The following is a 25,375-nucleotide window of genomic DNA, read 5'->3' as shown; positions in this document are numbered from 1 at the left end:
CATCATCCTTGGACCTTCTCACGAAATACCACTCGTGCCAAAATATTCAAACCGAGAACGGTAAATGTAATCAAAAGAGATCCACCCCAAGCAAGACTTACCCAGTTGTCATAGGGGCTCATCGCAAATTGGAAAATAACCACCGGTAAATTAGCCATAGGCTTATTCATATCTGTGGAGAAAAATTGATTGCTCAACGCAGTAAACAATAAAGGCGCTGTTTCGCCGCTAACTCTAGCAAGAGCTAGAAGAATGCCGGTCATGATACCGCTTTGTGCAGCGCGCAAGGTAACCATAAATGCCACTTTCCACTTAGGTGTTCCCAAAGCATAAGCCGCCTCACGCAAACTTCCAGGTACTAAGCGCAGCATATTTTCCGTGGTACGCACAACCACTGGAATTGCAATCAGAGCTAATGCAATAGTGCCCGCCCATCCTGAGAAATGCTGTACCTTAGCAACATATAAGGCATAGACAAATAGCCCAATTACGATTGATGGTGCGGACAGCATGATATCGGTAACGAAACGAGTCAAAGAGGCCACTCGACTTCGATCACCATATTCAGAAAGATAGAGACCCGCCAGCACACCTACAGGCGTGCTGATAAATGTACATGACCCAACCAATAAAAGGCTACCAACAATTGCATTAGCCAATCCACCACCCTCAGTGCCTGGAGCTGGTGTGCTTGCTGTAAACATATTTAGATTGATTGCAGAAAACCCTTTAATAAAAAGGATGCTTAAAATCCAGATCAAACTTGCCATTCCAATTGCCATTGCAATCATGGATAAAGTTAGGCCAATTTTATTGGTCCTTTTTCGACGGGCAAACACGGTCATATCAAAGTTAACGTTTGAACTCATGATTTAAGTCCTTGCTTCTTTTCCATGCTGATCAACATCCATTTAGCAAAAGCCAATACAACAAACGTAATAAAAAATAGAGCAAGTCCGAGCGCGAAAAGAGATGAGTAATGCAAACCAGCCTCTGCCTCGCCAAACTGGTTGGCTAATGTTGATGCTATTGAGCTTCCTGGCGCAAAAAGAGAAGCTGAAATACGCTGCGCATTACCAATAACGAAAGTAACAGCCATCGTCTCTCCAAGCGCTCTGCCAAGACCCAACATCACACCGCCAATTACTCCCGCTTTGGTGTATGGCAAAACAATGTTTCTTACTACTTCCCAAGTAGTGCAACCAATACCATAAGCCGACTCTTTTAGAACAGGAGGCACGATTTCAAAGACATCGCGCATGACCGATGCAATAAAAGGAAGAATCATCAAGGCAAGAATTAATCCCGCACATAACATTCCAATTCCGTTTGGTGGGCCAGAAAATAAAATTCCGATAAAGGGAATTTGACCAAGAGTGGCCTGAAGTGCCGGCTCAATATAGTCACCAAAGATTGGTGCAAAAACAAATAAACCAAACATGCCATAAATAATAGATGGTACTGCTGCCAACAACTCCACCGCAGTCCCAAGTGGACGCCTTAAGGGTGGAGGGCAAATTTCAGTCAAGAAAAAAGCAATGCCAAAACTAAGTGGTACTGCAATCAATAGCGCAATCACCGAGGAGACCAAGGTGCCATAAATAGCAATTAATCCACCAAAATCACCATTAACAATATCCCAGGCTGGTGTAATGAAAAATTGCGGTCCAAACTCTTTCAATGCAGGCCATGCATTCACAAATAAGGAGCCAATAATCCCCAAGAGCGCAAAAAGCACAGAAAGAGAGAAAAATTGAGTTACGCGGTGGAAAAGAAAATCTTGAATGCGCTGAAGACGCGCAATTCTTGCGGCCACTAGCGTCGGCGCGCCCGCTGATTCCAAAGTATTCATCATTAGACTTAAGCTAAAGTTAAAAAACGACCCTGGAAGCCAGGGTCGTAATGATCAAAAATACAAAGAAGAATTACTTAGTGTCAACCTGTGACCAAACTTGTTTGCGAATGTAATCTACAGTTGCATCAGGCATTGGAACGTAATCCAATTCTGAAGCTGCTTTTTTGCCATCTTTGAAAGAGTACTCAAAGAATTTCAATACTGCAGCAGCTTGAGATTTGTTTTCTGGCTTTTTGTAAAGCACCACAAAAGTAGCGCCGGTAATAGGCCAGGATTTTGCACCAGCAGCATATGTGATGAATGTATTCATGCCAGGAAACTTAGACCAATCTGTACCAGCGGAAGCGGCTGCAAATGCTTCAGCAGTTGGAGAAACCATTACGCCATCAGCATTGCGAACTTGTGTGTAGCTCAAATTATTCTTTTTGGCATATGCATACTCAACATAACCAATGGAATTCTTAATGCGGGCTACGTTTGCAGCAACGCCTTCATTACCTTTGCCGCTAACTGTAGAGGCTGCAGGCCACTTAACTTGGGCACCAAAACCAACCGCTTCTTTAAAGTTGCTGCTTGCCTTAGAAAGGAAACTAGTAAAAATTGCAGTAGTACCAGAACCATCAGCACGAGTAACAACAGTGATTGGGCCTGAAGGAATCTTCATACCTGGGTTCAACAGAGCAACGCGCTTATCGCTCCAATCAGTTACGCTACCCTGGAAAATATCTGACAACAAGTCGCCTGAGAGCTTGAGCTGATTTGGACCAACACCTTCAATGTTCACAACAACTACAACACCACCAATAATTGCAGGGAACTGAACCATGCCATGACTTTGGAGATCATCAAATGCCATTGGGGCGTCGGTAGCACCAAAATCTACTGTCTTAGCTTTAATTTGTTTAATACCACCACCTGAGCCGATAGACTGGTAGTTAAGGCCATCACCACTTTTAGCCTTATAAGACTCAGCCCATTTGCTGAGCACTGGATAGATGAATGAAGAGCCAGCTCCAGTCATTTCAACAGCGTAAGCTGTAGGGGCCAAAGCAATAGCACCGATGACTAGTGCTTTTTTCAAAAAAGATTTCATGTGATTAGTCCTGGTATTGAAATAACGCAACATTGCGATAACGAGACAATACGTTTTCACTGTGACGATTTAATGACAAAGTGTCATTAAGGAAAAATTCATTATAAATCAATGGTTTATACAATATTTTCCAGCCCGCTATGATGCCATTCGACCAACTGGGGAGGACTTAATCAGGAGATTAAATGATCCTTTTTAGTTTTAATGCAGCAAAAACTGCCGCACCAGTAACAGACATCAGAACCATGACTTCATAAAAAGACCCTCTTAATCCCGGCAGGTCCTCCATATTCATACCCATCACGCCGGTAATTAAGGTCATTGGTAAAAAGATTACCGTCATTACGGACAACACTTGCAAGTTCTTGGCATTAAATTCTGCTACGTGGGCTGCCTGCTCGTCTTGCAGTACCTTTGCGCGGTCGTAAAGACTAGAAATCTCCTGCACCAAGTAGGAAAGCAAGTCCAAATCATCATTTAAGCGATGCTTATCTTCCTCGCTAAACCAGTATGGGAGACGCTTTAATAGGCGATGTAAAGCGATTAATTCTGGTGAAAAGTGTCTTCGAAGCCGACTACATTGAATGCGTATCCTGCCAAGATTTTCATGCTCTGGAAATTCCCTTCCTTTGAGAAGTTTTTCCTCCAAATCATCCATATTCTCAGAAAGATGTACCAACAGCGTTCGCAATTGCTCGGCACGCAAGTCCAGTAGCTCATGAAATAATTCAATGACAGAGGCTGGGTTGAGTTGACCATTTCTTAAGTCATACCGCAATTTATCGGTAGTTCTCAGGGGGTTGTTGCGCAAAGAAACCATCAGCTTTGGCCGGACAATCGCCCAAAGGGTTCCCAAGCCGGAGTCACCGCCCTCCTCTCCAAACTCTTGCTGAAAGTCGTTCATGACCATTAAAAGACAATCATCTAACTTTTCAATGCGTTCCAAACGACTGAGGTTGACACCTTCTTGAATCATCTCTACCACACGCTCTGGAATCAATGGGGTATTTTCGAGCCACCGCTGAATTTGGGAATTAGATAGATTTAAATGCAGCCAAATAGAGATATCTGGATTTTCAAGTGCCCCAGAAATTTCAAACAATGGAATTTCATACCCATTACCTGAAATGGGCATAGCCCAAGCGAATACAACACCTGCAACTGGAAAAGGTTTTGCAATGATTTCTAAAGTCATCACTAAATTGTATGGCACACAACAAGTGACACTAAGTACACCTGACATCAAAATGACATGAAATTAGTCTAAACAGATTGTTTGAACAATAAGCAGGTCTTTGTAGATTCCAATGAAAGCGTTATTCCTTGCGTTTCTGCTTTTACCAGCATTTGCCTATGCTTTTGAGCCCCTGAATACCGATGATGCAGGTACTGTAAAGGCTGGAGGGAATCAAATTGAGCAATATTTTTTCTCCATCAACCGAAATGGTGGATCCCAGCAAGCAGACGTAATGACCCCAGGCGAAGAGTACACCGGCCGAACCGATGCAAAAGCATTTCCATTTACGTACACGCGTGGACTAAGCGACCAATTAGAGGCATCGCTCTCTGCAACCTACTATAACGAGCCAAGCGGTACTTTCTCCAAGTTCTCAAATTATGTACTAGCAAGCAAGTGGCGCTTTCATGAGGATAACGATCTAGGGTATGCCCTCGCCATTAAGCCAACGGCTGTATTGCCTGCCGGTAAACAGCAGCAAGTTGCAGGCTTAGGCTTAGCTGCCTTGAATTATGGCGTGAACTTCATCGCCTCTAAATACTGGGAGGATATCGAGCTGCACCTGAACGTTGTTTATATGCGCTCGCCATACAACACGAATTACAGTGTCGGGACTGCTTCTGATCCTAATCGGACAAATATCTTTTTAGTGTCTATTGCTCCTGTTTGGTCTATTTCTAAGAATTTAAAAATCGCTTTAGACCTTGGGGCAGCAACTAACCCACCATCAACCGAACAATACTTAAGTCATTACGCCTTGATAGCGGGGATTTACTCCCTTACTAAGACTATAGATCTTGGTATTTCCTATATGCGGACCGGAGCAAACTATGGTGAAACTTTTGCAGCGCAATCGGCCGGGGCAACACGAAGCGAAGTTGGGATTACTTGGAGATTTTGAAATTTGATTAGATGGCGGATATGAAATTGTCACAATTTCGTAGCAAACTCAAAGGAACCCCATTACATTTAAATTGGAGCAACTAAATGTACTATCAGATTATTCCTTTAGAAATGGGCTCCTTAGTAGAGCGCAACCTATTTCAGAAATCCAATAAAGAAATTAAGTGCGGCATGGTCTGGAAATTGGGCTCCGTTATAACCGAAAGTAAACCCACCTTTATTAAGGCATACGACCCAAATATTGGCATCTGTATTGAAGATATCCCTGGTGGCGCCATTAGCAAGACTTATGGTGGGGAAAAAGTGATTTATTTTTCCGATACCATCGAGGAAGATGAGCAAGATGAATTAACGGAGATCTTTTATCAGAGTAATAAAAAATATTCTAAGAGTTATGAAGATGTTTTCCATGACCTAGGCTGGAAGCAAGTAAGCTCAGATTCCTATATTTTTGGCGAGCTTGAAATAAAGGAACTAGATGATGCACTCACCTCTTACAAATAAGCATGAAATTACTTAAATCAATACTTGCTGGACTACTCTTCGCTTGTTCTTTGGGTGCAACCGCTCAATCATTAGAGTCATTTAAATTTGTAGCCTTAGGAGATATGCCTTACTCCATCCCTGAAGACTACCCCCGCTACGAGAGATTAATCGCCGCAATCAACCAAACTAATCCGAGTTTTAGCCTATTTATTGGCGACACTAAATCAGGCTCAACACCTTGTAGCGATGAATACAACCAAAAGGTTAAGGGCTATTTCAATCAATTCACATCCCCCTTAATTTATAGCGTTGGGGATAATGAGTGGACTGATTGCCATCGACCGATGGCTGGATCTTATGATCCCATTGAACGATTAGACAAACTCAGAAGTACTTTCTTTAATACTCGTAAGAGTTTGGGTAAGCAACAATTAGAGCTCACCAGACAATCTGATGTTGACCCTAAACATCAAAAGTTTGTTGAAAATGCTTACTGGGTAAAAAACCATTTTCTATTTGTCAGCATACACATTCCCGGCTCTAACAATAATTTTGAACGCGATGAACAAGCAAAAGCGGAATATTACGAACGTAACCAAGCTAATATAGATTGGATCCAAAACAGCTTTGCGCTGGCTCAAAAGATGAATTATTTAGGCATCATCTTCTGCTACCAAGCCGATATGTTCTACACACCCACACAGGCAGTGAACCCAGACAGCGGCTATCGAGATACATTGCAGGTATTCAGCAAAAATGCTCAATCATTCAAGAAGCCTGTGCTATTAATTCACGGTGATAGCCATCGACTCATCGTTGATCAGCCACTGAAAACGGCAGATCAAAAACATACTCTGGAGAACGTATTACGACTAGAGGTGATGGGCGCAGAACAAGTCCAAGCCGTAACGATTGGGGTAAATCCAAAGTCTGAGCAACCATTTAGCTTTACACCAATTATGCTCAGAGAAAATATGTCTACTCCAAGACCCTAAAACCTAACCAAGGCATTCCACGCTCTAAATCTCAGACTATGAAATGTCATCAAAATCGCATCAACATGTCACATTCCATTAGTAAAGTGGAGCCCTACTTATGGGAGATGAAGTGCAATTCTCTTTTTACTGGTTGTAAATAGTTTGTACTAACAGCCCATAGGTAACCAAATTCTTTAGTTTCACGAGGGCATCATGAGTGGCAAACGACATCAAAGCGAAGATGCGAGCCTTGAGAAGAAGCCTGAAGTCAGCGAGGAATCCCATTCTTTTTTAAAGAAAAGATTAAAAAGACTCTTAAAGCTCGATTCAAAATAGATACCAAAAAATAATTGACGATGGTTCTAATCCCTATTTTGATTTAACTGAGGCGCTCTAGGTTTTCCTGGATAACTTCTATAAAGTGTTCGCCATATCGATCTAACTTGGCCTGCCCCACCCCGCCAATACCGCTAAATTGATCTAAGGTAGTTGGTGTAGACCTCACCATCTCCTGCAAAGTGCTGTCATGAAAAATTACATAGGGTGGAACCCCTTGCTCGCGTGCCAGCTCAGTACGCTTAGCTTTGAGTGCCTCCCACAATTTTTCATCTGCAACATTACTAAAGGGATGCGTAGAACTTTTCTTTGCTCCTGATTTTGTAGCCTTTGCTTTGGAGTAGCCCGTTTCTTTTCGCAACCAAACCTCTTGCTCGCCACGTAGGACCGGCAATGCGATCTCATCGACCAACTTTAAGCCCCCATGCAGGGCAATGTCTACATCTAGATAACCGCCTGCTACTAGTTGACGATAAATGCTATTCCATTGAGCCTGGTTGAGTTCTGCACCGATGCCAAAAGTGCTGACCTGCTCATGAAAGTACTGCTTGACTCTGGGAGTAACCTTGCCAAGGAGAACATCAATTAAATGGGTCACACCAAAACGCTGGCCTGTCCGATAAACGCATGACAACGCCTTTTGCACCTCCTGCGTGGCATTCCAAGTTGCCACTGGCTCTAGACAGTTATCACAGTTCCCACAGCCGCCAGGATGCGTCTCTCCAAAGTAGCGCAAGATTGTTTGATGGCGGCATGATGTGGATTCGCAATAACCCAGTAGTGCGTTGAGTTTTTGGCGCTCTACCCGCTTACGATCTTCAGAAGCCTCGCCAGAATCGACCATTTGCCGCAAGCTCACAACATCCCCGAATCCATAGGCCATCCAGGCATTTGCGGGTAAGCCATCACGTCCTGCGCGCCCTGTTTCCTGGTAATACCCCTCCATACTTTTTGGAAGATCAAGATGAGCTACAAAGCGAACGTTGGGCTTATCAATACCCATGCCGAACGCTACGGTTGCGACCATGATGACGCCCTCTTCACGTAGGAAACGTTTTTGATTGGCGCTACGTGTTTCAACGCTTAAGCCTGCGTGATAAGGCATAGCATCCCAGCCGCGGTCTTTTAGCCATTGCGCAGTCTCTTCTACACTGCGACGCGATAGGCAATAAATAATGCCTGAGTCATCGGCATGCTCGGCATCTAAAAAGTGCTCTAGTTGTTGTTTGGCACTCTGCTTTTGCAGAACACGATATTTAATATTGGGACGATCAAAGCTGGAGACAAACTGCTCGGCAGATTCGAGCGAAAGGCGCTCTACGATTTCTGCTCGAGTTGGCGCATCTGCGGTTGCTGTTAAGGCGATACGAGGTACCCTAGGAAATCGCTCATGCAATACAGTGAGTTGGCGATATTCCGGACGGAAATCATGACCCCATTGAGAAACGCAATGCGCCTCATCAATCGCGAACAAGGCAATTCCAGGGCCTGAATTAAGTCTATCGAGTATCGATAGAAAACCAGGGTTCATGAGACGCTCAGGCGCCACATAGATTAAGTCAAGATCCCCAGCCAACAACTGACTGGTCACCTTTTGAGATGTAGCCGCATCCAAACTGGAGTTTAGAAAAGAGGCTTTAACGCCTAACTGGGTTAATGCATCAACCTGATCCTGCATTAGTGCAATCAGGGGTGAAACTACTACGCCAACACCACGTCGAACAAGTGAGGGAATTTGATAGCACAGCGACTTACCGGCGCCAGTGGGCATCAGAACCAAAGCATCGCCGCCTGCCACTACATGTCTAACAATAGACTCTTGAGCCCCACGGAATTGATCAAAGCCGAAAACATCATGAAGAACTTGGTGGCTCGACTGCAAAAGTAATACTCCCCTGTCTTATTCAATAACTGCGGATTGCAAACTATATATAAATAAAAAGCCCCACGTCATGCGGGGCTCTTTCGATATTTTCTCTATGCAAACAAATATAGAGTCTGAATGGCGGAGAGGGTGGGATTCGAACCCACGGTAGGTTTGACCCTACGCTTGATTTCGAGTCAAGTACATTCGACCACTCTGCCACCTCTCCGAACCAAAGCCAATTATAGCTTTGGGGTGGTTTTATGGTTTTTGCTCAGATTGGCTTTAATACCGCTAAGCCACCCAAGTAGGATTGCAATGCCTTAGGGATAGCAATACTGCCATCTACTTGCTGCTTATTCTCAAGCAATGCAACCAATGCTCTGCCTACTGCAAGGCCTGAACCATTTAAGGTGTGCACTAATTCTGGCTTTCCTTGACCCGCTTTAAATCTAGCCTGCATCCGTCTTGCCTGGAAATCGCCCATGCTGGAGCATGAGCTAATTTCTCTATAGGCTTTTTGTGAAGGCACCCAAACCTCTAAGTCATAAGTCTTGGTACTACCAAAACCCATATCGCCCGTGCAAAGCAATACTTTTCTGTAAGGTAACTCGAGCAATTCCAGAATACGCTCAGCGTGGCCCGTGAGCTCTTCCAAGGCTTGCATGGAATCTTCTGGCTTAGTAATTTGCACTAACTCAACTTTGTCAAACTGATGCTGACGTATCATGCCTCGGACATCACGACCATAGCTACCGGCTTCTGAACGGAAACAGGGTGTATGAGCTACAAACTTCATTGGTAAGTTATCGGCGTTAACGATTTCATCGCGGACTAAATTCGTTACCGGCACTTCTGCAGTAGGAATCAAGTAGAAGTTTTCAGTCTTCGCTTCACCGCCCTCATCTTCACCGCCCATTTGGCGCGGAACCTTAAATAAATCCTCTTCAAACTTCGGCAACTGACCAGTACCGCGCATAGAGGCAGCATTCACCATGTAAGGCGCATACACCTCTTGATAATTGTGATCTGTAGCATGAGTATCAATCATGAGCTGCGCCAAAGCGCGATGCAGTCTTGCGATTGGTCCCTTGAGAACCACAAAGCGTGAGCCGCTAATTTTGGCTGCTACTTCAAAGTCCAGGCCCAGGGGGCCACCCAAATCAACGTGATCTTTAATCTCAAAATCAAAAATCGGCTCTTCACCCCAACGCTTTACTTCTTTGTTTTCTGTTTCGTCTTTACCGGTTGGTACAGATTCATCTGGCAGATTCGGAATCCCCATTAAGAAATCAGAAATCTCTGCTTGCAGCGTACTTAATCTGGTTGCACCAGATTCCATATCAGTATTGACTTGCGCAACTTCAGCCATCTCGGCAGAAGCATCCTCGCCCTTGCCTTTTTTCATACCAATAGCTTTGGATAATTGGTTGCGTTTAGCTTGCAATTCTTCAGTACGGGTTTGCAAAGATTTTCGCTCAGATTCCAAGGCATTGAATTTCTCAACGTCGAGTTGGAATTTGCGAGTTGCTAAACGTGCAGCAACTGCGGCGATATCTTTACGGAGTAATTGCGGATCAATCATGTGATGCTCTGTAGATTAGGGGTTCTAGGTTTTAGTTTTATACGGACTCTAGTTTAAGCGCAAGACTTCGGCTCCGGCTGGCGGAGTGAAAGTAAAGCGATTGGCGGGCAAATTAACATTGAGTTGGATCTTATCCAAAGTCACCAGGACCACGCTTCCAAGCCCATCGGTTAACTCCAAAGCTTTCGGTAAGCCATTAGTCATGCCAATCGAGATCTTTGTATAAGGCAGGTCATTTTTATTCTTGGCATTGGGATCTTTCTTAGGAATCAAAGCTACCCACTTCATTCCTAAACGCTCTTCGCCTTCAACCAAGTCAAAATGCTGTTCTAGCGAAGTCTCGCCAAATAGAATAGCCGCCGGCGTGGAAGCTAAGACCTCTCCCGCAGGACGAAATGTCGCCTGGTTTAAATCTTTATCCCACAAGATCAGCTGCCTGCCATCAGCAATTAACTTTTGCTCGTAAGGCTTTTGCGTATCCCAAATAAAACGGCCTGGACGCTGAAATACAAAATGGCCTTGCGTTTGACGCACCACTTTTAAGCCCTTGTCTTGAGGCTCATTTGCTTTAGGTGCACGCAACTGTTGCTGCACAAAATCCCCTTCAGCAGTTTTAGAGTTTCGTACAAATTGACGTAACTGCTCTGAGGCACTTTCAGTTTGCGAGAGTGCTGCACTTGAAAACAAGATACTGGCAATACTGAGGATTGCTGCGATTAAAAATCTTGTCATGACACCTTACTCTGAGGGACGATGCAAAATCTCGCGATTGCCGCCATTGCCCATCTTGGATACAAGCCCTGCTTTTTCCATATCCTCGAGTAGGCGTGCGGCACGGTTGTAGCCAATGCGCAGGTGACGCTGTACTAGCGAGATCGATGGGCGTTTATTTTCAAGAACAATAGCAACGGCTTGATCGTAAAGAGGATCTGCTTCACCGCCACCCTCGCCAGTCAATGCATCCACGTTGGATTCGTCAGCACCTTCAAGGACGCCATCAATGTAGTTGGCTTCGCCCTTCTCTTTGAGCCATTCCACCACGCGATGGACTTCATCATCAGATACGAATGCGCCGTGAACGCGCACTGGTAGGCCGGTACCCGGAGCCATATAAAGCATGTCACCCATACCCAGCAATGCCTCTGCACCCTGCTGATCCAAAATCGTACGACTGTCGATCTTAGAGCTTACTTGGAATGAAATACGGGTTGGTACGTTGGCTTTAATCAAGCCGGTAATGACGTCAACGCTTGGACGCTGTGTTGCCAATACCAAATGAATACCTGCAGCACGAGCCTTTTGCGCAATACGGGCAATCAACTCTTCAATCTTCTTGCCCGATACCATCATCAAGTCAGCCAACTCATCAATCACGATGACGATTACTGGCGCTTTATAGATTGGCTCTGGATCATCTGGAGTTAAGCTAAATGGATTGGTGAGCTTCTCACCTTTCTCTTCGGCCTCCAGAATCTTTTTATTAAAACCAGCAAGATTACGCACTCCAAACTTACTCATCAGCTTGTAGCGTCGCTCCATCTCATTTACCGCCCAGTTAAGTGCGTTGTATGCCTGCTTCATATCCGTTACAACTGGGCACAACAAATGCGGGATCTTGTCGTAGATGGCCATCTCGAGCATCTTCGGATCAATCATGATCAAACGCACTTCATCAGGCTTAGCCTTAAAGAGTAGCGACAGAATCATGGCGTTAATACCAACAGACTTACCTGCACCCGTAGTACCCGCAACTAAACAGTGAGGCATCTTTGCTAAGTCAGCCACCATTGGGCTACCAGAGATATCTTTACCTAAGGCTAGGGTCAGCAATGAATGATTGTCGTTGTAGACCTGCGAAGTCAGAATCTCTGACAAGTAAACCGACTGGCGCGTTGGATTTGGTAGCTCCAAAGCCATGCAAGTTTTGCCAGGGATGGTTTCTACAACACGCATACTGACAACACCTAGTGAGCGTGCTAAGTCACGTGAGAGGTTTACGATCTGACTGCCCTTCACACCAATCGCTGGATCAATTTCGTAGCGAGTCACAACTGGGCCGGGATAGGCGGCAACTACTTTCACTTGAACATTAAACTCGGCTAACTTGCGTTCGATTAAGCGTGAAGTAAATTCCAGCACGTCAGCAGAGATGGTTTCTTTTGCTTCGGGCACTGGATCAAGTAATGCGAGCGGTGGTAATTCTGAATCAGGAATATCCACAAATAATGGCTGCTGTTTCTCGCGCTCTACACGAGCACTCTTTGGAATCTCAATCGGGGCACGAACGATTTGTACTGGCGCCGCAACTTCAACGCGACCACGGAACTCTTCTACAAACTCTTCACGTTCTTCTGCAGCAACTTCGCCTAACTTGCGATCTTCCTCACTATTGCGACGTTCGCGGATGCGGTGATAGGTAACCTCCAAAAAGCGCCCAACCTTTTCAGCAACATCAAGCCAGGAGAAATGCAAAAACAAGGAGAGCCCAGCACAAAGACCAAATAAGAGAACCAGGGTCGAACCAGTAAATCCAAGAGACATTTGCAATGGATCACCAATCAACTCACCCAAAATACCGCCAGGAGGTCTAGGGAGCTCCCAGGATAGCGAATGCATGCGGATGGACTCCAAGCCCATACTGCAGACTAGAGTCAGCCCAAAGCCTAACCAACGCATTAGTAGAGAGTCTGGCTTAGCATCAGGATCAGGTGGCAAAGGAATGCTCCAAAGCTCACGCCAGCCATTTAAGACGCGGCGCCCAAATAGGGCAACCCACCAAAAGGCAGAAATACCAAAGATATACAGCATTAAATCGGCTAAATAGGCCCCAAAACGACCACCCAGGTTCTTGGGAGCCTCAAAACTGGCATGGGACCAAGCTGGATCAGCCTTGGAATAGGTCAGCAAAATGGCAAATAAGCCCAGGCACAAGCCTAGAGAGATGAACCAACGAGCCTCCAATAAGAGGCGGGGCATCCTGCCCTGCGGGCGGTTCTCTGGGGGCTGGGAGCTCATTGGAGCCTTGGACTTCGGGTATGCGGTTCTTGCCATGTTCTACCGATTGTAATCAAGCAAATCTATAATTTGAATATGACTACAAATACCCCAAAACATTCCAAAGTTCTGATCCTCGGATCCGGCCCTGCTGGCTATACAGCAGCCGTCTACGCAGCCCGAGCCAATTTAAACCCCACCCTCATCACTGGCCTAGCTCAGGGCGGTCAATTAATGACCACTACTGATGTCGAAAACTGGCCTGCAGATGCCGATGGTGTTCAAGGCCCAGAACTAATGGAGCGTTTTTTAAAGCATGCCGAACGCTTTAATACTGAAATCATTTTTGACCATATTCATACGGCAGCTCTGAAAGAAAAACCAATTCGCTTAGTTGGCGACTCTGGAACCTATACCTGCGATGCCTTGATTATTTCCACTGGCGCTTCTGCTCAATATATTGGCTTACCCAGTGAGGAAGCCTTTATGGGTCGCGGCGTTTCTGGTTGTGCAACTTGCGATGGCTTCTTCTACCGCAATCAAGATGTTTGTGTAGTCGGTGGTGGTAATACTGCTGTTGAAGAAGCGCTATACCTCACCGGCATTGCTAAAAAAGTTACCGTGATTCATCGTCGCGATAAGTTCCGTGCTGAACCAATCTTGAATGATCGCCTCATGGCAAAAGTTGCTGAAGGCAAAGTGGAGCTGAAACTGAACTCTACTCTCGAAGAAGTTCTGGGCGATGAAAAAGGCGTTACTGGCGTACGCATCAAGAAACAAGATGGCAGCACTGAAGACCTTGCTGTAACAGGCGCCTTTATTGCAATTGGTCACAAACCGAATACCGAACTCTTTGTTGGTCAGCTCGACATGAACAATGGCTACCTCAAGACCCATTCAGGCCTTGAAGGCAATGCCACTGCTACTAATATCCCTGGCGTGTTTGCTGCTGGCGATGTGCAAGACCATATCTACCGTCAAGCGATTACCAGTGCTGGCACAGGCTGTATGGCCGCATTGGATGCGCAGCGTTATTTAGAAACTTTGGAGTAAGTTTTATTTGCCTAGAACTTTAAATAAGTATGAAATAAAAAAACGCCTAGCATTGCTAGGCGTTTTGTTTGCTGCAGTCTGATTGCTACTGCATTTAATGACTACTCATTACTTAACGAGAGGCCATTGGCAAGAGTGGCACGATGAGCAATGCCACGATGTTGATGATCTTGATCAGTGGGTTAACAGCAGGGCCCGCAGTATCTTTGTAAGGGTCGCCAACGGTATCGCCAGTCACTGCCGCTTTGTGAGCTTCAGAACCTTTGCCGCCGAAGTGACCTTCTTCGATATATTTCTTGGCGTTATCCCAAGCACCACCACCGGTACACATCGAGATCGCTACGAATAAGCCAGTCACAATAGTTCCCATGAGCAAACCACCCAATGCTGCAGGTCCTAACAAGAGACCAACTACAACTGGGGCTACTACTGGCAAGAGGGAAGGAACGATCATCTCTTTAATAGCTGCAGAAGTCAGCATATCGACAGCTTTGCCGTACTCTGGCTTCGCAGTGCCTTCCATGATTCCAGGGATATCACGGAACTGACGGCGCACCTCTTCTACCACCGCACCTGCACAACGACCAACCGCTTCCATCGCCATTGCACCAAACAAGTAAGGAATCATGCCGCCGATAAAGAGGCCAATGATGACCATGTGATTGGACAAGTCAAAAGACACCTGTTGGCCCATACCCTCTAAAGCATGGGTGTAGTCAGCAAAGAGCACGAGCGATGCCAAACCAGCTGAACCAATTGCATAGCCTTTAGTAACTGCTTTAGTAGTGTTGCCAACCGCATCCAATGGATCGGTAATATCGCGAACAGATTGTGGCAAGCCTGCCATCTCTGCAATACCACCAGCATTATCTGTAATTGGGCCATATGCATCAAGCGCAACCACAATACCTGCCATGGACAACATGGCTGTTGCTGCAATTGCAATACCATATAAACCAGCCAACCAATACGCTGCAAAAATCGCTGCACAAACAAAGAGCACTGGGTAAGCAGTTGACTTCATCGAAATACCTAAGCCAGCAATAATGTTGGTACCGTGACCTTTGGTTGAAGCTTCAGCAATATGCTGCACTGGCTTGAACTGGGTACCGGTGTAGTACTCGGTAATCCATACCAAACCTGCTGTAAGCAACAAGCCCACTACAGTTGAACCAAACAAACGCCATTGGCTACCAGGAATACCTAATGCGTCGTCCGGCATGATGAAATTGGTTACGAAGTAGAAGGCAATCAGCGACAGACCACCAGCAATGATCAACCCCTTGTACAAAGCAGGCATCACATTTTTCATGCCAGGTGTTGCTTTTACAAACGAGCAACCAATGATGGAGGCGATGATAGAAACGCCACCCAGCACTAATGGATAAATAATTGCAGCAACTGGTGCGCTAGAAACCATTAAGGATCCCAGCACCATGGTTGCAATCAGCGTAACCGCGTAAGTTTCGAATAAGTCCGCCGCCATACCTGCGCAGTCACCAACGTTGTCGCCAACGTTATCAGCAATCACCGCAGGATTACGTGGATCATCTTCCGGAATCCCAGCCTCAACCTTACCGACCAGGTCAGCGCCAACGTCTGCACCCTTAGTAAAGATGCCGCCACCTAAACGCGCAAAGATCGAAATCAAGGAAGAGCCGAACGCCAAACCAATCAGGGGATGCAATACAGAAGAGAGATCTTGTCCAGCACCAATCGATACAAGGAACATAAAGAAGAGGCCAACACCCAAGAGACCCAGTCCAACTACCAACATGCCGGTAATTGCGCCGCCTTTGAATGCCACATTGAGCGCTTCGTTCATACCCTTGGTGGCCGCTTCCGCTGTCCGCACGTTTGCGCGCACTGACACATTCATACCAATGAAGCCGCAAGCGCCAGAAAGCACGGCGCCAATGACAAAGCCAATCGCGGTCGCAAAATCAAGGAAGAGCGCCATGAGAATGGCCAGAACCACCCCAACCACGGCAATCGTTTTATATTGGCGTGACAAATACGCTGCCGCCCCCTGCTGAATCGCCTCTGCAATTTCTTGCATTTTGGCGTTGCCTGTACTTTGCTTCAAGATCCAGCCGCGCATCACAAAACCGTAAATCACGGCTAGGACACCGCAAGCCAAGGCAAAATACAAGCCTAAAGTGACATTACTCATGCTTGAACTCCCTAAAGTTAATCATTTGTTAATCTTTATTGTTTTTGCATAACTCCACTTAGGTAGACCTGGTTACCGAAAGCTTTAAACTATGGTCTTTAAGCTTTATCAGTATGTAACAGAATCACCCCTGCGCCCCCTTTTTAGGATCAGGGTATTTACTAATCATTATTCGGAGTATTTATGAGTCTCGACAAAGTCAAGCCAGGTAAAAAGATCCCTGAAAGTTTCAACGTCATTATTGAAATTCCAATGAACGCTGATCCAATCAAGTATGAAGTAGATAAAGAGAGTGGCGCAATTTTCGTTGACCGTTTTATGGGTACTGCAATGCACTATCCATGTAACTACGGATACATCAATAAAACGATTGCTGGTGATGGCGACCCCGTTGATGTTCTCGTGATTACTCCATTCCCACTCATTCCTGGTGTTGTAGTGAGCTGCCGCGCAATTGGTGTTTTGCAAATGGAGGATGAAGGTGGTCAAGACGCTAAATTATTGGCTGTTCCAGAAGACAAAATTTTGCCCATCTACACACACTGGCAAAAACCAGAAGACATCAATCCATTGCGTCTAAACCAAATCCAACACTTCTTCGAGCACTACAAAGATCTCGAGCCAGGTAAGTGGGTAAAAGTAAGTGGCTGGGGTGGTGTTGCTGATGCTCATAAAGAAATTCTTGAAGGCATTGAGCGCTATAACAAAGAGAACAAGTAATTTTTTGTTTATTGAAAAGGCTTTGTGATTCGGAGTGAGCGCGCAGAAAGTTGCCTTAGCCCAAATCAACCCATTACTGGGTGATTTGGCTGGCAACGCGCAACTTATTCACAAAGCCGCTCTAGATGCCTACTCCCAAGGCGTCAAACTCGTAGTCACCCCGGAGCTCTCGCTCACCGGCTATCCCCCAGAAGACTTACTGCTCCGCCCTGCTTTTATTGAGGCAGCACTATTACAGCTCGAGCTCTTGATGAAAGAGCTAGCTCAGCATGCTGATCTGACTGTTATCGTCGGTCATCCCAAGCAAACATCCGCAGGTTTGCAAAACTACGCATCTGTTTTACGAAACGGCAAAGTCATTGCGGGCTACGCCAAACAAGAATTGCCTAACCATGAAGTATTTGATGAGGTTCGTTACTTCGTGCCCGGCAATCAAGCTTGTGTTTTTGAATGTGAAGGCATTCGCTATGGATTGATCTTGTGTGAAGATGCCTGGCATGCAGGTCCCGCCAAACAATCTCATGCTGCTGGCGCACAAGTATTGTTAGTCCCCAACGCCTCTCCTTACCACCTGCAAAAAGAAGCCTTGCGTATTGAAGTGCTCCGTGGGCATATTGCACAAACTAAAATGCCGCTGGTTTACGTCAATGCTGTTGGCGGTCAAGATGAATTGGTTTTTGATGGCGGCTCATTTGCATTAAATAGTGATGGCAAAGTCGTGATGGCAATGCCTCAGTTTGAAACCGGCCTAGGCCTTGTTACAGTGACAGCATCTGGCGAGCTAGAAAAAGGTCTGATCACCCCACCCCAATCTGTTGAGGCGCAGGCTTATCAAGCGCTGGTCTTGGGTGTACGTGACTATGTCACTAAAAATCGCTTCCCTGGCGTGATTATTGGCCTATCTGGTGGCGTAGATTCAGCCCTGGTATTAGCAATTGCCGTGGATGCCTTAGGTGCAGATAAGGTACGCACCGTCATGATGGCTTCTCGCTATACAGCCGATATCTCCTGGATTGATGCAAGAGAGATGGCTAAGAACTTGGGTGTGCAATACGACGAGATTCCGATTAGTGGGCCAGTAGATGCTTTAGAAGCTTCTCTAGCGGAGCAATTCAAGGGTTTAACGCTAGACGCTACCGAAGAGAATATTCAGGCACGTGTACGCGGCACCTTGCTAATGGCTCTATCCAATAAAACAGGTCGACTCGTTTTGACTACCGGCAACAAGAGTGAAATGGCTGTTGGTTACTGTACGCTCTATGGCGATATGGCTGGTGGCTTTGCAGTCATTAAAGATATCGCCAAGACTTTGGTGTATCGCTTATGCGCCTATCGCAATAGTCTTGAGCTGGTTATTCCGGAGCGGATTTTGACCCGCGCACCTTCAGCAGAATTACGCCCTGATCAAAAAGATCAAGACAGCCTGCCTTCTTATGAAGTGCTGGATGGCATTGTGGAGCGCTATATGGAGCAAAACCAATCGATTGCCCAAATCATTGCTGCAGGCTTTGATGCTGAGAGCGTAGAAAAAGTAACCCGCTTGATCAAGCTTAATGAATATAAGCGTCGCCAAGCCCCACCGGGAGTCCGCGTAACCACTCGCGCCTTTGGCCGCGATTGGCGCTACCCCATCACCTCACAATTTAGAGCGTAGAACGCTCAGTAGGTCGGTTTTTGGTATCTCAGAACAGATCTAGGTATGATTACTGCATTAGGGGGAGCAAATGAAACTAATTACATCCATCATTAAGCCGTTCAAACTCGATGAGGTTCGCGAGTCATTGGCGGAAGTCGGGGTTACAGGTCTGACCGTTACTGAAGTTAAGGGCTTTGGCCGTCAAAAAGGCCACACTGAACTCTATCGCGGCGCTGAGTATGTAGTCGACTTTTTACCTAAAGTAAAAGTAGAAGCTGTGGTTTCTGATGACCGCGTTGAAGCTGCTATTGAGGCAATCACTAAAGCTGCACGCACCGGCAAGATTGGTGATGGCAAGATTTTCGTGACTGCAGTAGAGCAAGTGATTCGTATTCGTACGGGTGAAACCGATAACGCAGCAGTATGAAAATAGATTTAACGTAACGTACTAATCCAGCGGCTTAACAAGCGGCTGTTTTTATTTGGATTAACGCAGTTGAGAGTCTGTAGAGACTGATGGATTTGCAGGCTGAATAATTTCAGCCTGCTCCAAAATGATTGTCTTGCTACTAGTATTACCAATACGAACCTTCGCGCCCTGGTAATACAAATCTACTTGATTTAGACCACCAGTGAGCACCTTCAATGGCGACTTGCCATAAACACTCGCACCCACTCCTGGCTCTAGCATTTTGTTCTGGGTCTTACCGGTAGCATCCACCACACATACTGTTTGAGCAGTCTTTGATTGCAGATAAACCATGTCACCCGCTTTTTTAGGGGCTTCGGGCTTGTAATTGAGTGCGGATGCATCTGCAGGTGGGCATTCAGCTGAAAGCGCCACTGGGGCTGGCTCCGGCATTACCGCTGGAGCTGGCTTCGCATCTGGTGCAGACTCTACAGGAGCAGGCTCTTGTGCCACTTCTTGAATCATCACCACTTCTTCTTTAACTGGCTCAGGAAAAAATAGGGGGCGCAAGTTCACAACAGAGAAAATTAATGCTGCGCCAATTGCCAAGAGTAAAAAAAGTTTCTTTTTAGGATTTTCTGAAGAGGCTGACTTCACGCGATAGTCAATAACATTGTCGGTAATTTTATTGGCATTACTCTTTTGAGCTTGTTGCTCTGTAACCTTTGCTGCTGGTGTAACGTACTTTACCTCTTTTACTTTTTCGGTCTTTATCTTTTTCTCTACCACAGAGGCTTTTGTCTCCTCCTGAAATTTCTCTTCAACATCAGTCGCTTTAACAGGCTGCGCGACACCAGAAAAATCAAATGCCTCTTCAGGTGTGAGATTGAGTAAACCAGCTACCTTTTTTGCTGCTGTGAATTTAACTTGATCGCCGTAAAAAGAGCTGCTTTCGCCATTTTCTATCTGCTCAATTTGGCGAACAGAAAGGCAAGTCATACCCGAAAGATCTTTTGTGCTGAGGCCAAGATTTTCTCTGGCCTTAGTAAATGCCTCTTTACGAATCTCAGGGAGTTTGACTGGTTTATTCACTACGCGGTAACCATTTCATACGGAATCAATAAGATTGATAGTAATACCAAACCGTGACAAGAGTAATTAGCCACAAAGCTAGGTGTTTAATGGATGGTTCTCAAGATTGGACTCAAGATACCTCTTCACCAGCACTTGTAGAGAATCCGCATGCATTTTGTCCATCACCCTAGCCTTATGGACCTTAATCGTGGCATCGGTGGTTCCTAGTTTTACGGCAATATCCTTGTTTAGAAGGCCCTTAACAAGCCATCCACATACTTCACGCTCCCTAGGAGTGAGGCTTTCATAATCTTTCTTAGCTTCAACATCCAAAGAAACCCTCTTTAGCTGGCGGGCATCAAAGTCGATTGCGTCCGCAACGGCTTTTAAGAGCTCTTCGAGATTAAATGGCTTAAATAAGAAATCTACCGCACCCCGCTTAAGACCTTGAACAATTTGGTGCGGATGGCTTTGACCACTCACAAATACGATGGGCGTTTTACGACCTAACTTTTGCAATTTTTCTTGTAAATCAAGGCCGGTCATATCCGGCATCTGCATATCTAACAAGATGACGGCCGGAGATACTGGAACTGATTTTTCTAAGAAAACGGTTGCAGACGCATAGTCATCGACGAGATAGCCTAATTCATGCAGCATTCTGGATAGAGAGGTGCGCATTGACTCGTCATCATCAATTAGGTATACGTGGCCGACTTTAGTCATTGAATTCAAAGGAAAAAGTGATTGATAACTTAATGTACTGCACCCTCTTTTACTAAGCTATTAGCTGTTTAGCTAATATTTAGATCTAAATTGATGATTTCATCGACATTTTCATACTGCAGTGCAACATTTAAAGTAATTATGATGAACCCATCGATCCAGACCACCCTTAACCCATCTCACGGCACAATAGAGCCTTTCGACACAAACCTTTTCTGGAGTAATAAGCATGAAACGCCTTAATGAACGCTCGCGCATGGTCACCGAAGGGGTCGCTCGCGCACCTAATCGTTCGATGTATTACGCAATGGGTTACGAGGAAAAGGATTTCGTAAAGCCGATGGTTGGCGTTGCGAATGGCCACTCCACTATTACCCCATGTAATAGTGGTTTACAAAAATTAGCTGATGCTGCTGTTGAAGCTCTAGAAGCGGCCGGCGCAAAAGCACAAGTTTTTGGCACGCCAACCGTTTCCGATGGCATTGGTATGGGTACTGAGGGCATGAAGTATTCGCTCGTTTCACGTGAAGTGATTGCTGACAGCATTGAAGTTTGCGTAAATGGTCTTTGGCAAGATGGCGTCGTTGTTATTGGTGGCTGTGATAAAAATATGCCAGGCGGCATGATGGCTTTAGCCCGCACGAATGTGCCCGGCATCTATGTTTATGGCGGCACGATTAAACCAGGTCATTACAAAGGCAAGGAACTCAATATTGTTTCTGCATTTGAAGCGGTTGGCGAATTTACTTCCGGTCGATTGAGTGAGGAAGATTTAAAAGGCGTGGAACAGCATGCCTGTCCAGGTAGCGGCTCTTGCGGTGGCATGTACACAGCGAACACCATGAGCTCTTCGTTTGAAGCTTTGGGTATGAGCTTGCCCTACTCCTCGACGATGGCGAACGTTGATGCTGAAAAAGTGGCAAGCGCTGCCGAATCAGCGCGCGTACTGGTCGAGGCTGTTAAAAATAACCTGCGCCCACGCGACATCATCACCAAGAAATCCATTGAGAACGCTGTCAGTGTGATCATGGCAGTTGGTGGATCCACAAATGCCGTATTGCATTTCTTGGCCATCACCAGCGCAGCTGAAATCGATTGGACTATTGATGACTTTGAGCGCATTCGTAAGCGCGTTCCCGTGATCGTGGATATGAAACCATCTGGCACTTACCTTGCAACCGATTTGCATCAAGCTGGTGGCATTCCACAAGTCATGAAGATCTTGCTAGATGGCGGATTACTCCACGGTGACTGCATGACCATTACCGGCAAAACAATCGCCGAAGTGCTAAAAGATGTTCCGTCAGTACCGCGCGCTGATCAAAAAGTGATTCGCACCTTAGACAATCCTTTGTACAAACAAGGTCACTTAGCAATTTTGAAGGGTAATATCTCTCCAGAAGGTTGCGTCGCCAAGATTACTGGTCTCAAGAATCCATCGATCACTGGTCCAGCCCGTGTGTTTGATTCTGAAGACGATGCCATGGCAGCCATCATGGCCCAGAAGATCAAAGATGGTGACATCGTTGTGATTCGTTATGAAGGCCCTAAAGGCGGCCCAGGGATGCGTGAGATGCTTGCCCCAACCTCTGCTCTTGTAGGGCAAGGTCTAGGTGAGTCTGTAGGCCTCATCACTGATGGCCGCTTCTCTGGTGGCACCTGGGGTATGGTTGTGGGTCACGTAGCTCCTGAAGCCTACGTAGGCGGCACAATTGCCCTCATTCATGAAGGTGACTCGGTAACGATTGATGCCCATCAACTACTGATTCAATTGAACGTTGATGAAGCAGAAATTGCCAAGCGTCGCGCAGCTTGGGTGCAACCTAAGCCTCGCTACACTCGTGGCTTATTAGCAAAATACGCTCGCCTTGCAAGCACTGCAAGTAAAGGTGCGGTAACTGACTTGAACTTAGGTGACTAAGTTAATCAAGTAAAAGCCTTAAAAGAAAAAGCCCCCAGGTAAAACTAGGGGCTTTTTTATTGCGTGTACCACCCAATCAATTGACTTAGTGCTTCATAGCTCCAGCGCCCATTGCATTAACTGGCATCTTGACCTCAACATCACCTGCCTTAGCAAACTTCAGCTTCACGGGAACCGTTTCACCTGCAGCTAATGGAGCTTTGATGTTGATAAACATTAAGTGCAAGCCGCCAGGTTTTAATTCAACAGCGCCACCTGCTGGCACAGTAATATCTTTTACCTGACGCATCTTCATAACATTGCCCTCCATTGCCATCTCGTGGAGCTGCACTTCACCTGCAACAGGTGAGCTGGCAGAGATCAATTGATCAGCAGCGCCTTTATTTTCAATCTTCATAAAGCCACCGGCTACCTGCTGACCGGGAACTGTAGCACGGGTATAAGCATCTTCAATTTTGATAGCGTTAGTAGTGACGGTTTTGGAAACGTTTTGCGCCCATGTCGTCCCTACGAAAGCCATCCCCGCAACGGCACACAGTGTTACTAATAGTTTTGTCTTCATTTACATTCTCCCGGTAATTGATAAGCGATACATTTAATTATGGTTTAACCATCAAAGCATTTTGTAATTGCTGAAAGTCTACTAAGCCTGTTTTTCTGGTAGCTTTACCATTTTTATCGATCACTATGGTTGTAGGTGTTTCGCCATGCCATTTAGGATCGATTTCATAGCGCAGGCGCTCATCAAAAGGCGCTGCTACATAATAATTATTGGCTTTTTCTAGATTTGCTTTGCTCAACATTTTTTTCATCGACTCGATTGATACATCATCAACCTGAATAAAAACTACTTTAGCGCTTGGATTGTTTTTGATAAAAAGACCCCACTGCAGCATCTCTTTAACGCAGGATGGGCAAGTCACCCCCCAAAAATTAATAGCCAGAGGTCCACCATTTGCGGCTTTGATGATGGATTTCCAATCTCCCACCTGATAAGGCTTCAAAGAAACTGGATCAGCGAAGGCAAACCCAGTCATTGAGAGAGTGAGAATAAAAATAAGCCAATATTTTTTCATTGCTTTTGTCCAATATTGATGAGTTGGTATCCATCATTACGCGTAAGCCAGGATAAAAATACTTGATTCCCTTGAGCTAGCAACAAGGGATGGTCACTGTACCCTGCTGTACTAGATAGTATTTTAGGAATTGCCCAAGTTTTTCCATCATCGCTAGATTCTTTTAAATATACGGATGATTGCACGCCATCAAACTCCTTCCATACCAACCAAACTTGCTGGCCCAATGCCAATAGATATGGCCTGGATACATTGGCAGTTTCAGCGCCTATGCGAGTAGGCTTGGAATAGGTGGCACCTTGGTTGGTGGAATTGGCATAAAAGACTCCAGAGCGCTTACTGCCTTGGGTATACCAAGCCACATGGAATGTACCGGTGTTTGATACTGCTATGGATGGTCCATGATGCGGGCAGGCATCCGTTTTCCAGTTGTCATCAGCCACCTTACGGATTGGTCCTGCACCTGAAGCAGAAATCACTTGGCTGGCCTGATCCCGAATGCCTCCAGGAAATATTGCTCTATACGCTAGCACTGGGTTGTCTTTTGGATCAAGGCTGCCACCAATGCGACAACACTCACAACTACTCTCATTAGCAAAGCGTTCTGCCTGAAAGCTTTTGCCGCCATCCTGAGAAAAAGAATAGGCAATTGAGCCGCCAAGACGATTTTGTCCACCCTGCTTTGCTGCAGAAACTAAACGCTTATCGATCCAAGAGATAAAAATATCGCCATTTGGCTTGATCAGAACCGATGGAAAGCGCTGACTGGAGCCATCATTTACTAAGGACACTGCTTTGGTGAATGTGTTTGCCCCATCGGTCGATCTAGCAGTATTGATTTGCGCATTCCAGTTTGCATCTTTGAAAAATGCATATGCCAAAAAGACATCCCCTTGTTTATCAGCAACAATTTGTGGACGTGCATCAGCGCCAGCATCTAATGATTTACCGTGCTCAGCAATTTTGACTGCTGGTGAAAATATTTTTCCTAAATCAGAAGACTGCGCAACTGAGACCACGCCACTCGCGGTCCATACCAGCAATAGCCTTCCATCCTGCGTAAAAAATGGGGTTGCAGCATTGGCACACTCCAACCCAATTCCCTGGCAAACACTGCTCACTTTTGCTGGATTTGCACCGGCCATATGCGATGAATGATCCATTTGCATTTGAGCTTGTGCAGCAAAGCTCAGCACTCCCGAAAGAAGCGCTCCGAGCAATAAGAATCGATTAAAAGAGTATGGGGTCGAATTCATA

At 45.8% G+C, this 25,375-nt stretch carries 23 protein-coding genes and 1 tRNA gene; 9 read left to right on the top strand and 15 right to left on the bottom strand.

Features of this window, described 5'->3' with window-relative positions:
• Nucleotides 1-2: 2 nt before the first annotated feature.
• From pstA to ICE90_RS07735, 4 genes are all read right to left on the bottom strand, one after another.
• Nucleotides 3-869 carry a phosphate ABC transporter permease PstA gene (pstA, locus tag ICE90_RS07750; protein WP_215320256.1) on the bottom strand — a complete coding sequence of 289 codons (867 nt, stop codon included), beginning with the start codon at nt 867-869 and terminating at the stop codon, nt 3-5.
• A complete protein-coding gene (gene pstC, locus ICE90_RS07745) occupies nt 866-1,852 on the bottom strand; it encodes a phosphate ABC transporter permease subunit PstC (protein WP_215322329.1) in 987 nt (328 codons plus the stop codon). The genes pstA and pstC overlap by 4 nt, the downstream gene beginning before the upstream one ends.
• 73 nt (nt 1,853-1,925) lie before the next feature.
• Nucleotides 1,926-2,948 (bottom strand): phosphate ABC transporter substrate-binding protein PstS, encoded by a 1,023-nt coding sequence (pstS, locus tag ICE90_RS07740; RefSeq protein WP_216154849.1) that lies wholly within the window; start codon nt 2,946-2,948, stop codon nt 1,926-1,928.
• A 181-nt stretch (nt 2,949-3,129) separates the two neighbouring features.
• Nucleotides 3,130-4,161 (bottom strand): CorA family divalent cation transporter, encoded by a 1,032-nt coding sequence (locus tag ICE90_RS07735; RefSeq protein WP_370624658.1) that lies wholly within the window; start codon nt 4,159-4,161, stop codon nt 3,130-3,132.
• 94 nt (nt 4,162-4,255) lie between these two features.
• On the opposite strand from ICE90_RS07735, the gene ICE90_RS07730 reads away from it, so the two are divergent.
• The 4 genes from ICE90_RS07730 to ICE90_RS10830 all read left to right on the top strand — a co-directional run bounded on the left by ICE90_RS07730 (nt 4,256) and on the right by ICE90_RS10830 (nt 6,887).
• On the top strand, nt 4,256-5,086 hold the full coding sequence (locus tag ICE90_RS07730; RefSeq protein ID WP_216191841.1) for a hypothetical protein: 831 nt from the start codon (nt 4,256-4,258) through the stop codon (nt 5,084-5,086).
• An 86-nt stretch (nt 5,087-5,172) separates the two neighbouring features.
• Complete coding sequence (locus ICE90_RS07725) at nt 5,173-5,592, top strand: hypothetical protein (protein WP_215320266.1); 420 nt, start codon at nt 5,173-5,175, stop codon at nt 5,590-5,592.
• 2 nt (nt 5,593-5,594) lie between these two features.
• Nucleotides 5,595-6,569, top strand: a complete 975-nt coding sequence (locus ICE90_RS07720) for a hypothetical protein (protein ID WP_216191839.1) — start codon at nt 5,595-5,597, stop codon at nt 6,567-6,569.
• 195 nt (nt 6,570-6,764) lie between these two features.
• Nucleotides 6,765-6,887: a hypothetical protein gene (locus ICE90_RS10830; protein WP_255533333.1), complete on the top strand. Its 123-nt coding sequence runs from the start codon at nt 6,765-6,767 to the stop codon at nt 6,885-6,887.
• A 43-nt stretch (nt 6,888-6,930) separates the two neighbouring features.
• Here ICE90_RS10830 and recQ read toward each other — a convergent pair whose 3' ends face one another.
• From recQ to ICE90_RS07695, 5 genes are all read right to left on the bottom strand, one after another.
• Nucleotides 6,931-8,769, bottom strand: coding sequence for a DNA helicase RecQ (recQ, locus tag ICE90_RS07715; protein ID WP_216191838.1), 1,839 nt, complete (start codon nt 8,767-8,769; stop codon nt 6,931-6,933).
• Nucleotides 8,770-8,890: 121 nt separating this feature from the next.
• Nucleotides 8,891-8,980: transfer RNA gene (locus ICE90_RS07710), tRNA-Ser, on the bottom strand.
• A 45-nt stretch (nt 8,981-9,025) separates the two neighbouring features.
• Nucleotides 9,026-10,336, bottom strand: coding sequence for a serine--tRNA ligase (gene serS / locus ICE90_RS07705; protein ID WP_216191837.1), 1,311 nt, complete (start codon nt 10,334-10,336; stop codon nt 9,026-9,028).
• Nucleotides 10,337-10,384: 48 nt separating this feature from the next.
• Nucleotides 10,385-11,068, bottom strand: a complete 684-nt coding sequence (locus tag ICE90_RS07700; RefSeq protein ID WP_216191836.1) for an outer membrane lipoprotein carrier protein LolA — start codon at nt 11,066-11,068, stop codon at nt 10,385-10,387.
• A 6-nt stretch (nt 11,069-11,074) separates the two neighbouring features.
• Nucleotides 11,075-13,387, bottom strand: a complete 2,313-nt coding sequence (locus ICE90_RS07695) for a DNA translocase FtsK (protein WP_370624657.1) — start codon at nt 13,385-13,387, stop codon at nt 11,075-11,077.
• A 39-nt stretch (nt 13,388-13,426) separates the two neighbouring features.
• On the opposite strand from ICE90_RS07695, the gene trxB reads away from it, so the two are divergent.
• Entirely contained in the window at nt 13,427-14,383 is a 957-nt protein-coding gene (gene trxB / locus ICE90_RS07690; protein WP_216155604.1) for a thioredoxin-disulfide reductase, read from the top strand.
• 112 nt (nt 14,384-14,495) lie between these two features.
• Here trxB and ICE90_RS07685 read toward each other — a convergent pair whose 3' ends face one another.
• The gene (locus ICE90_RS07685) at nt 14,496-16,556 is read right to left on the bottom strand and encodes a sodium-translocating pyrophosphatase (protein ID WP_216191834.1); all 2,061 of its coding nucleotides are present in this window, start codon (nt 16,554-16,556) and stop codon (nt 14,496-14,498) included.
• Nucleotides 16,557-16,739: 183 nt separating this feature from the next.
• Between ICE90_RS07685 and ppa the strand changes: the two genes are divergently transcribed.
• The 3 genes from ppa (at nt 16,740) to ICE90_RS07670 (ending at nt 19,339) form a co-directional block, all read left to right on the top strand.
• Complete coding sequence (ppa, locus tag ICE90_RS07680) at nt 16,740-17,276, top strand: inorganic diphosphatase (RefSeq protein WP_216155610.1); 537 nt, start codon at nt 16,740-16,742, stop codon at nt 17,274-17,276.
• Between the two features lie 34 nt (nt 17,277-17,310).
• Nucleotides 17,311-18,930 carry an NAD+ synthase gene (locus ICE90_RS07675; protein WP_216191833.1) on the top strand — a complete coding sequence of 540 codons (1,620 nt, stop codon included), beginning with the start codon at nt 17,311-17,313 and terminating at the stop codon, nt 18,928-18,930.
• A gap of 70 nt (nt 18,931-19,000) precedes the next feature.
• Nucleotides 19,001-19,339, top strand: a complete 339-nt coding sequence (locus ICE90_RS07670) for a P-II family nitrogen regulator (protein ID WP_072583818.1) — start codon at nt 19,001-19,003, stop codon at nt 19,337-19,339.
• Nucleotides 19,340-19,399: 60 nt separating this feature from the next.
• Here the strand turns inward: ICE90_RS07670 and ICE90_RS07665 are convergent, their stop codons facing one another.
• On the bottom strand, nt 19,400-20,413 hold the full coding sequence (locus tag ICE90_RS07665; protein ID WP_216191831.1) for a helix-turn-helix transcriptional regulator: 1,014 nt from the start codon (nt 20,411-20,413) through the stop codon (nt 19,400-19,402).
• A 78-nt stretch (nt 20,414-20,491) separates the two neighbouring features.
• Entirely contained in the window at nt 20,492-21,121 is a 630-nt protein-coding gene (locus ICE90_RS07660) for a response regulator transcription factor (protein WP_216191829.1), read from the bottom strand.
• A 229-nt stretch (nt 21,122-21,350) separates the two neighbouring features.
• Here ICE90_RS07660 and ilvD point away from each other — a divergent pair, with 229 nt between their 5' ends.
• A complete protein-coding gene (ilvD, locus tag ICE90_RS07655; RefSeq protein ID WP_215320294.1) occupies nt 21,351-23,042 on the top strand; it encodes a dihydroxy-acid dehydratase in 1,692 nt (563 codons plus the stop codon).
• Between the two features lie 85 nt (nt 23,043-23,127).
• On the opposite strand, the gene ICE90_RS07650 is transcribed toward ilvD, so the two are convergent.
• From ICE90_RS07650 to ICE90_RS07640, 3 genes are read right to left on the bottom strand one after another with little or no spacing between them, the layout of a single operon-like run.
• Nucleotides 23,128-23,604, bottom strand: a complete 477-nt coding sequence (locus ICE90_RS07650; protein ID WP_215320296.1) for a copper chaperone PCu(A)C — start codon at nt 23,602-23,604, stop codon at nt 23,128-23,130.
• Nucleotides 23,605-23,641: 37 nt separating this feature from the next.
• On the bottom strand, nt 23,642-24,118 hold the full coding sequence (locus ICE90_RS07645; protein WP_216191827.1) for a redoxin domain-containing protein: 477 nt from the start codon (nt 24,116-24,118) through the stop codon (nt 23,642-23,644).
• Nucleotides 24,115-25,374 carry a sialidase family protein gene (locus tag ICE90_RS07640; protein WP_216191825.1) on the bottom strand — a complete coding sequence of 420 codons (1,260 nt, stop codon included), beginning with the start codon at nt 25,372-25,374 and terminating at the stop codon, nt 24,115-24,117. Before ICE90_RS07640 ends, ICE90_RS07645 begins: the two co-directional genes overlap by 4 nt.
• Nucleotide 25,375: the final 1 nt, after the last annotated feature.

The organism is Polynucleobacter sp. AP-RePozz3-80-G7, from assembly GCF_018882145.1.
Taxonomy (GTDB): domain Bacteria; phylum Pseudomonadota; class Gammaproteobacteria; order Burkholderiales; family Burkholderiaceae; genus Polynucleobacter.
Note: the sequence above shows the minus strand (reverse complement) of the source record. Positions and strands in the feature narration are given on the sequence as shown.